Raw genomic sequence first — 9,088 nt, forward strand, 5'->3', positions numbered from 1 at the left:
GACCGGGGGTGTCGTCCCCGCGAGGCGGGAACGGGTGACTGCGTATGTACGCAAAGTTATGACGTCGCGCGAAGATACTGCGAGTGGTGCAGGATTCCGGCCGGTGTGCGTCAGCCCTGGCGCTGCTTGTGGCGCAGGTTGTCGCAGATGACCATGACCCGGCCGTGGCGGCGGATCACCTTGCACTTGTCGCAGATCTTCTTGACGCTCGGCTTGACCTTCATGGGTGTGAGGTTCTCCGGGTCGTGAGATCTACTTGTAGCGGTAGACGATCCGTCCGCGCGTGAGGTCGTACGGAGACAGCTCCACGACCACCCGGTCATCGGGCAGGATGCGGATGTAGTGCATACGCATCTTGCCGCTGATGTGCGCGAGGACCTTGTGACCGTTCTGAAGCTCCACCTTGAACATCGCGTTCGGCAGAGACTCGATCACGGTGCCCTCGATTTCGATGGCGCCTTGCTTCTTGGCCATGTCCTGCTTTCGGGATCGGCTACCTTGATCGGCTCACGGCATGCGGGAGGGCAGGCGAGAGCCGACGTGTCAGTCTACGTCAGGGCATCCCGAAACACGAATCCGGGGCATCATGCCCCGATTTTGAGATCTTTATGCCCACGGAGATCTCGGACGGAGATCGTCAGGCCAGCGGGTCGGGCGCGGTCTCCACGCCCAGCTCGGCCAGCTTGGCCTTGCCGCCGTCCACGGCGGTCAGCACCAGCGGGCCCTCATCGGTCAGCGCGACCGAGTGCTCCCAGTGGCTGGACCAGGTGCCGTCGTCCGTCTTGACCGTCCAGTCGTCGGCCAGCACATGCGTCTTCGCGGTGCCCAGGCTCACCATGGGCTCGATCGCGATACAGAAGCCGGAGACCAGCCGGGGGCCCTTGCCGCGCTTCTTGGAGACGTAGTTCAGCAGATGCGGGTCCATGTGCATCTGGGTGCCGATGCCGTGGCCGCCGTAGTCCTCGATGATCCCGTACTTGCCGGAGGCCGGGCGGGGCTGGCGGCGGATGTAGCCCTCGATCGCCTTGGAGATGTCGATCAGCCGGTTGCCCTTGCGGACCGCCGCGATCCCGGCCCACATCGACTCCTCGGTGACCCGGCTCAGCTCGTACAGCTCCGGGGCGTGACCGGTGCCCACGAAGGCGGTGAAGGCGGCGTCGCCGTGCCAGCCGTCCACGATCGCGCCCGCGTCGATGGAGATGATGTCGCCGTCCCTGAGGACGGTCTCCCGGTCCGGGATGCCGTGCACCACGATGTCGTTCACCGAGGTGCAGATGGTGGCGGGGAAGCCGCCGTACCCCAGGAAGTTCGACTTGGCGCCGTGGTCGGCGATGACCTTACGGGCGACGTCGTCCAGGTCCTTGGTGCTGGCGCCGGGGACGGCCGCCGCCCGCGTCGCCTCGTGGATGGCGGCGACGACCAGTCCCGCCTCACGCATCTTCGCGATCTGCTCGGGAGTCTTGATCTCCACCATGGGGGTGCCTTCCGGGTCAGTCTCTGGGTGCCGGTCCGTGCCGTGACGTATCTGGTCAACAGTACGGCCGCGACGCCCCCGGCGGGGCATCGCGGCCGGTGACAGCTTGTGTTCGCTAGGCCGCCTTGGCGGCCAGGGCGTCCATCGCCCGCTGGGTGACCTCGGACACCTTGCCCAGCGCCGAGATCGTCACGACCAGGCCCTTGGCCTTGTAGTAGTCGATGATCGGCTCGGTCTCCCGGTGGTAGACCTCGAGGCGCTTGCGGACCGTCTCCTCGCTGTCGTCCTCGCGCTGGTACAGCTCGCCGCCGCAGGCGTCGCACACGCCCGGGGCCTTCGGCGGCTTGTACTCCACATGAAAGGTGTGCGAGCTGTCGTTGCGGCAGGTACGACGGCCGGCGATGCGCTTGATCACCTCGGACTCGGGGACCTCCAGGTCCAGCACCGCGTCCAGCGAGACACCGCGCCGCCCCAGGTAGGTGTCCAGGGCCTCGGCCTGGATCTGGTTCCTCGGGAATCCGTCCAGCAGGAAGCCCGGCTGCGCGTCCTCCTGGTCCAGCCGGTCCTCCGCCATGCCGATGGTGACCTCGTCCGGTACCAGTTGTCCGGCCCGCATGTACTCCTGTGCCTGCTTGCCGAGCGGGGTGCCCTGGCTGATGTTCGCGCGGAACAGGTCGCCGGTGGAGATATGCGGGATCGACAGCTTCTCGGCGAGGTACGCGGCCTGCGTACCCTTGCCGGCTCCCGGAGGCCCGACGAGGACGATTCGCATCAGCGGAGGAACCCTTCGTAGTGTCGCTGCTGAAGCTGGCTCTCGATCTGCTTCACAGTCTCCAGGCCGACACCCACGATGATCAGGATGCTCGTGCCGCCGAACGGGAAGTTCTGATTGGCGTTGAGCGTCACCAGCGCCACCGTGGGCACCAGGGCGATCAAGCCCAGATAGAGCGCACCGGGCCACGTGATGCGGTTCAGCACGTAGCTCAGGTACTCCGCGGTGGGACGACCAGCCCGGATACCCGGGATGAACCCACCATACTTCTTCATGTTGTCGGCAACTTCTTCGGGGTTGAAGCTGATGGCGACATAGAAGAATGCGAAGAAGACGATCAGCAGGAAGTACGTGGCGATGTAGATCGGGTGGTCGCCCTTGACGAAGTTCTGCGAGATCCAGGTCGCCCAGCCGGCCTTCGAATTGGAGAACTGGACGATCAGCGCCGGGATGTACAGCAGCGATGAGGCGAAGATCACGGGGATCACACCCGCCTGGTTCACCTTCATCGGGATGTAGGTGGACGTACCGCCGTAACTGCGACGGCCGATCATGCGTTTGGCGTATTGCACGGGGATCCGGCGCTGGGCCTGTTCGACGAAGACCACCAGGCCGACCATGGCCAGACCACAGAGGATCACCAGGCCGAACTCCAGCCAGCCGTCCATGATCTTGCCCTGCTGCTTGATGCTCCACATCGCGCTCGGGAAACCGGCGGCGATGGAGACGAACATCAGGATCGACATGCCGTTGCCGATGCCGCGGTCGGTGACCAGCTCACCGAGCCACATGATCAGCGCGGTGCCCGCGGTCATGGTGATGACCATCACGGCGGTGGTGAAGATCGAGTCGTCCCTGACGATCTGACCGCCGACCGGGCAGCTCTGGAAGAGCGAGCCGCTGCGGGCGGTGGCCACCAGGCCGGTGCCCTGGAGGATCGCCAGCGCGATGGTCAGATAGCGGGTGTACTGCGTGATCTTCCCTTGACCGGCCTGGCCCTCCTTCTTGAGGGCCTCAAGGCGCGGGATCACCACGGTCAGCAGCTGAAGGATGATGCTCGCCGTGATGTACGGCATGATCCCTAGCGCGAAGATGGTGATCTGGAGCAGTGCGCCACCACTGAACATGTTGACCAGGCCGAACAGCCCCTGCTGGCCCTTGGCGAGGTCCATGCACGTCTGGACGTTCTTGTAGTCGATGCCCGGGATCGGGACATGTTGCCCGAGCCGGAAGAGCACGATGATGCCCAGCGTGAACAGCAGCTTCTTGCGCAGGTCGGGCGTCTTGAACGCCCGGGCGAACGCGGTGAGCACGGTGCCTCCTGCGCCCCCCGCGTCGCTTCGCGAGAGGTGACGGTCTTGAGGATCGACGGATACTTATCAGCCAGGACCCGCGCGGAGACGTACCGCGCGGAAGGTAACAACGCCAGCCACCTTACCGGCGACCCGGCCCCGCTTGGAACGACCAACCGGGGATGCCCCGTATCTGGGGCACCCCCGGTCAGAAACCCACCGTGCTCAGACGAGCTCGGTGACGGTGCCACCGGCGGCGGTGATCTTCTCCTTGGCGGAGCCGGAGACGGCGTCGACCGTCACCTGGAGCGCCACGGAGACCTCACCGGAGCCCAGCACCTTGACGAGCTGGTTCTTGCGAACCGCACCCTTGGCGACCAGGTCGGCCACCGTGACCTCGCCACCCTCGGGGTAGAGCGCGGCCAGCTTGTCCAGGTTCACGACCTGGTACTCGGTGCGGAAGGGGTTCTTGAAGCCCTTGAGCTTCGGGAGCCGCATGTGGAGGGGCATCTGCCCACCCTCGAAGCGCTCCGGAACCTGGTAGCGGGCCTTGGTGCCCTTGGTGCCACGACCAGCGGTCTTACCCTTGGACGCCTCACCACGACCGACACGGGTCTTGGCGGTCTTGGCGCCCGGGGCGGGCCGGAGGTTGTGGACCTTCAGCGGGTTGTTCTCCGCCATGTCAGTCGACCTCCTCGACCGTCACGAGGTGCCGCACGGTCTGCGCCATGCCGCGGAACTCGGGGCGGTCCTCCTTGACGACCACGTCGCCGAGCCTCTTCAGCCCGAGCGAACGCAGAGTGTCGCGGTGGTTCTGCTTGCTGCCGATGTACGACTTCGTCTGCGTGATCTTGAGGCGGGCCATGCTCACACACCCACCCCGGCACGCGCCCGCAGCAGAGCGGCGGGGGCGACGTCCTCCAGCGGCAGACCACGGCGGGCGGCGATCTCCTCGGGGCGCTGAAGGCCCCGCAGAGCGGCCACCGTGGCGTGCACGATGTTGATCGGGTTCGACGAGCCGAGCGACTTGCTCAGCACGTCGTGGATGCCCGCGCACTCCAGCACGGCACGCACCGGGCCACCGGCGATCACACCGGTACCGGGCGACGCCGGCTTCAGCAGCACGACACCCGCGGCCTCCTCACCCTGGATCGGGTGCGGAATGGTGCCGGCGATCCGGGGGACCTTGAAGAAGTGCTTCTTGGCCTCCTCCACGCCCTTGGCGATCGCGGCCGGCACCTCCTTGGCCTTGCCGTAACCGACACCCACGGTGCCGTCACCATCGCCCACCACGACCAGCGCGGTGAAGCTGAAGCGACGACCACCCTTCACAACCTTGGCGACGCGGTTGATCGCGACAACACGCTCGACGTAAGCGGTCTTCTCGGCGGCAGCGCCACCGTCCCGCCGGTCCTTCCGGTCCCGCCGCTCGCCGCCACCGGCGCCGCCACCGCGGCGCTGGGGTCCAGCCATTGGATTTACCTCTCTCGTTTCCGCTTTGCGTTGGAACCGGGGCTCAGAACTTCAGCCCGGCCTCGCGGGCGGCGTCCGCCAGAGCGGCGATGCGCCCGGCGTACTTGTTGCCACCGCGGTCGAACACGACGGCCTCGATGCCCGCGGCCTTCGCCCGCTCGGCCACCAGGGCGCCGACCTGCTGCGCCTGGGCGCTCTTGTCGCCCTCGGCCGCCCGGATGGAGCTGTCCAGCGTAGACGCCGAGGCCAGGGTGTGGCCCGCGATGTCGTCGATGACCTGCGCCACCATGTGACGGTTGGACCGCGTCACCACGAGGCGGGGGCGGACCGGCGTACCGGAGACCCGCTTGCGGACGCGGATGTGACGCCGCTTGACGGCAGCGGCCTTGCGAGCGTTGCCCTTGGCAATCTTCACACCGTATGCCATGGCTTACTTACCAGCCTTTCCGACCTTGCGGCGGATGACCTCGCCCGCGTACTTCACGCCCTTGGCCTTGTACGGGTCGGGCTTGCGCAGCTTGCGGATGTTCGCGGCGACCTCGCCGACCTTCTGCTTGTCGATGCCCTCGACGCTCAGCTTGGTCGGGGACTCCACCTTGAAGGAGATGCCCTCCGGGGCCTCGACCAGGATCGGGTGGCTGTAGCCCAGGGAGAACTCCAGGTTGGAGCCCTTCGCCTGGACGCGGTAACCGACACCGCTGATCTCGAGCGCCTTGCTGTAGCCCTGGGTCACGCCGGTGATCATGTTCGCCACCAGCGTGCGCGACAGGCCGTGCAGGGCCTTGTTCTGACGCTCGTCGTTCGGGCGGGTGACAACGAGGACGTTGTCCTCACCCTTGGCGACCTCGATCGGCGCGGCGACGGTGTGCGAGAGAGAGCCCTTGGGACCCTTCACGGCGACCGTGCGGCCATCGATGGTGACGTCCACACCAGCGGGAACCTGGATGGGCAGCTTGCCAATGCGCGACATGTGCTTCCTCCGTTCCCTGGTTACCAGACGTAGGCGAGGACTTCCCCACCCACGCCCTTCTTGCCGGCCTGCTTGTCGGTGAGGAGCCCGTGCGACGTGGAGATGATCGCCACGCCCAGGCCGCCGAGCACCTTCGGCAGGTTGGTGGACTTTGCGTAGACCCGCAGGCCCGGCTTCGAGATCCGCTTGATGCCGGCGATCGAGCGCTCGCGGTTCGGGCCGAACTTCAGCTCGAGGATGAGGCTCTTGCCGACCTCGGCGTCCTCGACCTTCCAGCCGGTGATGTAGCCCTCCTGCTGGAGGATCTCCGCGATATGCGACTTGATCTTGCTGTGGGGCATCACGACGGAGTCGTGGTACGCCGAGTTCGCGTTTCGCAGACGCGTCAGCATGTCTGCGATCGGATCGGTCATGGTCATGATGGCCTTCGGCCTCTCTCGCCGGGGTTTCCTGTATGCGCCATCCCTCTCACCCGCTCAGTGGCGGGCACGGGTGCGGCGCGGGGACCTACGGCGTAGTAAGGATTCTGGGCGGCGAGCGCCCAACCCTTCTACTCTACGGGAGCGGAAGGGCGGGGCCCGCCATCCATTTGCTTACCGAGAGCCCGGTATCAACCCGTAAGGGTCGATTACCAGGAGCTCTTGGTCACGCCCGGCAGCTCGCCGCGGTGAGCCATCTCACGAAGGCACACGCGGCACAGGCCGAACTTGCGGTACACGGAGTGCGGACGTCCGCAGCGCTGGCAGCGCGTGTAGGCACGCACGCCGAACTTGGGCTTGCGGGCGGCCTTGGCAATGAGAGCCTTCTTCGCCACGGCTCACGCCTCCTTGAACGGGAAGCCGAGGTGACGCAGTAGGGCGCGGCCCTCTTCGTCGTTGGTCGCCGTGGTCACCACGGTGATGTCCATACCCCGGACGCGGTCGATCTTGTCCTGGTCGATCTCGTGGAACATGACCTGCTCCGTGAGACCGAAGGTGTAGTTGCCCCGGCCGTCGAACTGCTTCGGCGACAGACCGCGGAAGTCGCGGATACGCGGCAGCGCGAGCGACACCAGACGGTCCAGGAACTCCCACATGCGGTCACCGCGGAGGGTGACGTGGGCGCCGATCGGCTGGCCCTCACGCAGCTTGAACTGCGCGATGGACTTACGGGCCTTGGTGACGGCGGGCTTCTGGCCGGTGATCGTGGCGAGGTCGCGGATGGCGCCCTCGATCAGCTTGGAGTCGCGGGCGGCGTCGCCCACACCCATGTTGACCACGACCTTGGTCAGACCCGGGATCTGCATGACGTTCTCGTAGGAGAACTGCTCCTGCAACTTGCCCTGGATCTCTTCGCGGTAGCGCGCCTTGAGGCGCGGTGCAGTGGTGGTGGCAGTCATCAGATGTCCTCACCGGTCCGCTTGGCAACGCGGATCTTGTTGCCCTCGTCGTCGAAGCGGTATCCGACGCGGGTGACGACCTTGTTGCCGTCCTTCTCCACCACGAGCTGCACATTGCTCACGTGGATCGGGGCCTCGGTCGTCACGATGCCGCCGGTCTTCGAGCCACGAGCGGTCTGTCCGGCCTTGGTGTGCTTCTTGACCCGGTTGACACCCTCGACCAGGACCCGGTCCTCGCGCGGGAAGGCCGCGATGACCTTGCCCTGCTTGCCCTTGTCCTTACCGGTGATGACCTGGACCAGGTCGCCCTTCTTGATCTTCATCGGTTACAGCACCTCCGGCGCGAGCGAGATGATCTTCATGAACTTCTTCTCGCGCAGCTCACGGCCCACCGGGCCGAAGATACGGGTGCCGCGGGGGTCGCCATCGTTCTTGAGGATGACGGCCGCGTTCTCGTCGAAGCGGATGTACGAACCGTCCGGGCGGCGGCGCTCCTTCACGGTGCGCACGATGACCGCCTTGACGACGTCACCCTTCTTCACGTTGCCACCGGGGATCGCGTCCTTGACGGTGGCGACGATGACGTCACCAATGCCCGCGTAGCGGCGACCGGAGCCACCGAGAACACGGATGCAAAGGATCTCCTTCGCGCCCGTGTTGTCGGCGACACGCAGTCGCGACTCCTGCTGGATCACGTCTATCTCCTGATCGTCTGCCGGTTCCCGGCAGGGGCTGGATATCTCCGGCCCCTGCCGAGCCTGGCGGAACTGTCCTGCGGACTATTGCCCGCAGGAATTACTTGGCCTTCTCGAGGATCTCGACGACGCGCCAGCGCTTGGTCGCGGACAGCGGCCGGGTCTCCATCAGGAGGACGCGGTCGCCGACACCCGCGGCGTTCTGCTCGTCGTGCGCCTTGAGCTTGTTGGTACGGCGGATGACCTTGCCGTACAGCGCGTGCTTGACGCGGTCCTCGACTGCGACGACGACGGTCTTGTCCATCTTGTCGCTGACGACCAGACCCTCACGGGTCTTGCGGAAGCCGCGGTTCTGCGTTGCGTTCTCAGTCACATTCGTCTCGCTCATCAGGCGCTCTCCACCGTCTCGATGCCGAGCTCGCGCTCCCGCATCAGGGTGTAGATCCGGGCGATGTCCTTCCGGACGGCCTTCAGCCGGCCGTGGTTCTCGAGCTGTCCGGTCGCCGCCTGGAAGCGGAGGTTGAACAGCTCTTCCTTGGCCTCACGCAGCTTGCCAACGAGGTCCTCGTTGTTCAGCTCACGCAGCTCGGACGCCTTGGTACCGGCCGCCATCACGACTCACCTGCCTCGCGCCGAACGATCCGGCACTTCATCGGGAGCTTGTGAGCAGCGCGGGTGAGCGCCTCACGCGCAGTCTTCTCGTTCGGGTAGGACAGCTCGAACATCACCCGACCGGGCTTGACGTTCGCGACCCACCACTCCGGCGAGCCCTTACCGGAACCCATGCGGGTCTCGGCGGGCTTCTTCGTCAGCGGACGGTCCGGGTAGATGTTGATCCAGACCTTGCCGCCACGCTTGATGTGGCGGGTCATCGCGATACGAGCGGCCTCGATCTGACGGTTGGTGACGTACGCCGGGGTGACGGCCTGGATGCCGTACTCGCCGAACGCCAGCTCCGTACCGCCCTTGGCCATGCCGGACCGCTTGGGGTGGTGCTGCTTGCGGTGCTTGACCCTGCGAGGGATCAGCATGGG

The 9,088-nt window shown here is 66.0% G+C and carries 18 protein-coding genes; all 18 read right to left on the reverse strand.

Annotated features, from left to right (window positions below):
* Positions 1–110 precede the first annotated feature (110 nt).
* Positions 111–224: a 50S ribosomal protein L36 gene (rpmJ, locus tag ACT2CW_RS24885; protein WP_003956441.1), complete on the reverse strand. Its 114-nt coding sequence runs from the start codon at positions 222–224 to the stop codon at positions 111–113.
* 28 nt (positions 225–252) lie between these two features.
* Positions 253–474, reverse strand: coding sequence for a translation initiation factor IF-1 (gene infA, locus ACT2CW_RS24890; protein ID WP_003956442.1), 222 nt, complete (start codon positions 472–474; stop codon positions 253–255).
* Between the two features lie 163 nt (positions 475–637).
* Entirely contained in the window at positions 638–1,474 is an 837-nt protein-coding gene (map, locus tag ACT2CW_RS24895; protein ID WP_445518326.1) for a type I methionyl aminopeptidase, read from the reverse strand.
* A gap of 115 nt (positions 1,475–1,589) precedes the next feature.
* Complete coding sequence (locus ACT2CW_RS24900; RefSeq protein WP_445518327.1) at positions 1,590–2,246, reverse strand: adenylate kinase; 657 nt, start codon at positions 2,244–2,246, stop codon at positions 1,590–1,592.
* On the reverse strand, positions 2,246–3,559 hold the full coding sequence (secY, locus tag ACT2CW_RS24905) for a preprotein translocase subunit SecY (RefSeq protein ID WP_138914403.1): 1,314 nt from the start codon (positions 3,557–3,559) through the stop codon (positions 2,246–2,248). The genes ACT2CW_RS24900 and secY overlap by 1 nt, the downstream gene beginning before the upstream one ends.
* 204 nt (positions 3,560–3,763) lie before the next feature.
* Positions 3,764–4,219 carry a 50S ribosomal protein L15 gene (gene rplO / locus ACT2CW_RS24910; RefSeq protein ID WP_051573167.1) on the reverse strand — a complete coding sequence of 152 codons (456 nt, stop codon included), beginning with the start codon at positions 4,217–4,219 and terminating at the stop codon, positions 3,764–3,766.
* A gap of 1 nt (position 4,220) precedes the next feature.
* Positions 4,221–4,403: a 50S ribosomal protein L30 gene (gene rpmD, locus ACT2CW_RS24915; RefSeq protein WP_044571656.1), complete on the reverse strand. Its 183-nt coding sequence runs from the start codon at positions 4,401–4,403 to the stop codon at positions 4,221–4,223.
* A 2-nt stretch (positions 4,404–4,405) separates the two neighbouring features.
* On the reverse strand, positions 4,406–5,011 hold the full coding sequence (gene rpsE / locus ACT2CW_RS24920) for a 30S ribosomal protein S5 (protein ID WP_020869250.1): 606 nt from the start codon (positions 5,009–5,011) through the stop codon (positions 4,406–4,408).
* Positions 5,012–5,054: 43 nt separating this feature from the next.
* Complete coding sequence (gene rplR / locus ACT2CW_RS24925) at positions 5,055–5,438, reverse strand: 50S ribosomal protein L18 (RefSeq protein WP_020869251.1); 384 nt, start codon at positions 5,436–5,438, stop codon at positions 5,055–5,057.
* 3 nt (positions 5,439–5,441) lie between these two features.
* A complete protein-coding gene (gene rplF, locus ACT2CW_RS24930) occupies positions 5,442–5,981 on the reverse strand; it encodes a 50S ribosomal protein L6 (protein ID WP_037952896.1) in 540 nt (179 codons plus the stop codon).
* 20 nt (positions 5,982–6,001) lie between these two features.
* Entirely contained in the window at positions 6,002–6,400 is a 399-nt protein-coding gene (gene rpsH, locus ACT2CW_RS24935; protein WP_037952895.1) for a 30S ribosomal protein S8, read from the reverse strand.
* A 209-nt stretch (positions 6,401–6,609) separates the two neighbouring features.
* The gene (locus ACT2CW_RS24940; protein WP_003956452.1) at positions 6,610–6,795 is read right to left on the reverse strand and encodes a type Z 30S ribosomal protein S14; all 186 of its coding nucleotides are present in this window, start codon (positions 6,793–6,795) and stop codon (positions 6,610–6,612) included.
* Positions 6,796–6,798: 3 nt separating this feature from the next.
* The gene (gene rplE, locus ACT2CW_RS24945; RefSeq protein WP_020869255.1) at positions 6,799–7,359 is read right to left on the reverse strand and encodes a 50S ribosomal protein L5; all 561 of its coding nucleotides are present in this window, start codon (positions 7,357–7,359) and stop codon (positions 6,799–6,801) included.
* Positions 7,359–7,682 (reverse strand): 50S ribosomal protein L24, encoded by a 324-nt coding sequence (gene rplX / locus ACT2CW_RS24950; RefSeq protein WP_014054173.1) that lies wholly within the window; start codon positions 7,680–7,682, stop codon positions 7,359–7,361. Before rplX ends, rplE begins: the two co-directional genes overlap by 1 nt.
* Before the next feature lie 3 nt (positions 7,683–7,685).
* Positions 7,686–8,054, reverse strand: a complete 369-nt coding sequence (rplN, locus tag ACT2CW_RS24955) for a 50S ribosomal protein L14 (RefSeq protein ID WP_003998823.1) — start codon at positions 8,052–8,054, stop codon at positions 7,686–7,688.
* Between the two features lie 100 nt (positions 8,055–8,154).
* On the reverse strand, positions 8,155–8,442 hold the full coding sequence (rpsQ, locus tag ACT2CW_RS24960; RefSeq protein WP_014054172.1) for a 30S ribosomal protein S17: 288 nt from the start codon (positions 8,440–8,442) through the stop codon (positions 8,155–8,157).
* The gene (gene rpmC / locus ACT2CW_RS24965) at positions 8,442–8,666 is read right to left on the reverse strand and encodes a 50S ribosomal protein L29 (protein ID WP_009715874.1); all 225 of its coding nucleotides are present in this window, start codon (positions 8,664–8,666) and stop codon (positions 8,442–8,444) included. Before rpmC ends, rpsQ begins: the two co-directional genes overlap by 1 nt.
* On the reverse strand, positions 8,666–9,085 hold the full coding sequence (gene rplP, locus ACT2CW_RS24970) for a 50S ribosomal protein L16 (RefSeq protein WP_009715875.1): 420 nt from the start codon (positions 9,083–9,085) through the stop codon (positions 8,666–8,668). Before rplP ends, rpmC begins: the two co-directional genes overlap by 1 nt.
* Positions 9,086–9,088: the final 3 nt, after the last annotated feature.

It is taken from the genome of Streptomyces sp. NEAU-174 (genome assembly GCF_052665095.1).